Below are 1,145 nucleotides of genomic sequence, written 5' to 3' on the forward strand. Positions count from 1 at the left end.
GTGCTGCACCGCGCCGGCGACGAGCTCGCCGCGCGTCGCGGGCAGCTGATCGAGATCATGGCCCACGAGGCGGGCAAGACGATCGCCGAGGCCGACCCCGAGGTCAGCGAGGCGATCGATTTCGCGCACTACTACGCCGAGCGTGCGCTCGACCTCGAGCACATCGTGGGGGCGGAGTTCGTGCCCTCGAAGGTGACCGTGGTCACGCCGCCGTGGAACTTCCCGGTCGCGATCCCCGCCGGTGGCGTGCTCGCGGGCCTCGCCTCGGGATCCGGCGTCATCATCAAGCCGGCCAAGCTCACGCAGCGCTGCGGCGCGGTGATGGTCGAGGCGCTGTGGGCGGCGGGGGTTCCGCGCGATCTGCTCGCGCTCGTCGACCTCGCGAACCGCGACCTCGGCACGCGTCTGGTCGCGAGCCCCGAGGTCGACCGGGTGATCCTCACCGGCGCCTACGAGACCGCGCAGTTGTTCCGCTCGTTCCGCTCGGACCTGCCGCTGCTCGCCGAGACGAGCGGCAAGAACGCGATCATCGTCACGCCGTCGGCCGATCTCGACCTCGCGGCGGCGGACGTGGCGCGCAGCGCCTTCGGCCACGCGGGCCAGAAGTGCTCGGCGGCATCCCTCGCGATCCTCGTCGGATCCGTCGCCGACTCGAAGCGGTTCGAGCGTCAGCTGGTCGACGCCGTCACCTCGATGCGCGTCGGGCTGCCCGACGACCCGGCGACGCAGATGGGACCGATCATCGAGCCGGCGAACGGCAAGCTGCTCACCGCGCTCACGACCCTCGACCGGGGCGAGCGCTGGCTCGTCGAGCCGAAGAAGCTCGACGACGAGGGACGCCAGTGGACGCCCGGCGTCAAGGTCGGCGTGGCACCCGGATCGACCACCCACCTCACCGAGTTCTTCGGGCCCGTGCTCGGCATCATGCATGCGAAGGACCTCGACGAGGCGATCCGCCTGCAGAACGCCGTGGACTACGGCCTCACCGCCGGCATCCACTCGCTCGACTCCGCCGAGGTCGCGACCTGGCTCGACCGCGTCGAAGCCGGCAACCTCTACGTCAACCGCGGTATCACCGGTGCCATCGTGCAGCGCCAGCCGTTCGGCGGATGGAAGCGTTCGGCGGTCGGCGCCGGAGCCAAGGC

1 protein-coding gene is annotated in these 1,145 nt (G+C 71.1%); it reads left to right on the plus strand.

Going from position 1 to position 1,145, the window contains the following annotated elements; genetic code table 11:
- On the plus strand, positions 1–1,145 hold a 1,145-nt coding region (locus RTM68_RS18900; RefSeq protein WP_312173876.1), incomplete at both ends, for an aldehyde dehydrogenase family protein.

The organism is Microbacterium sp. (assembly GCF_031988965.1).
GTDB lineage: Bacteria > Actinomycetota > Actinomycetes > Actinomycetales > Microbacteriaceae > Microbacterium.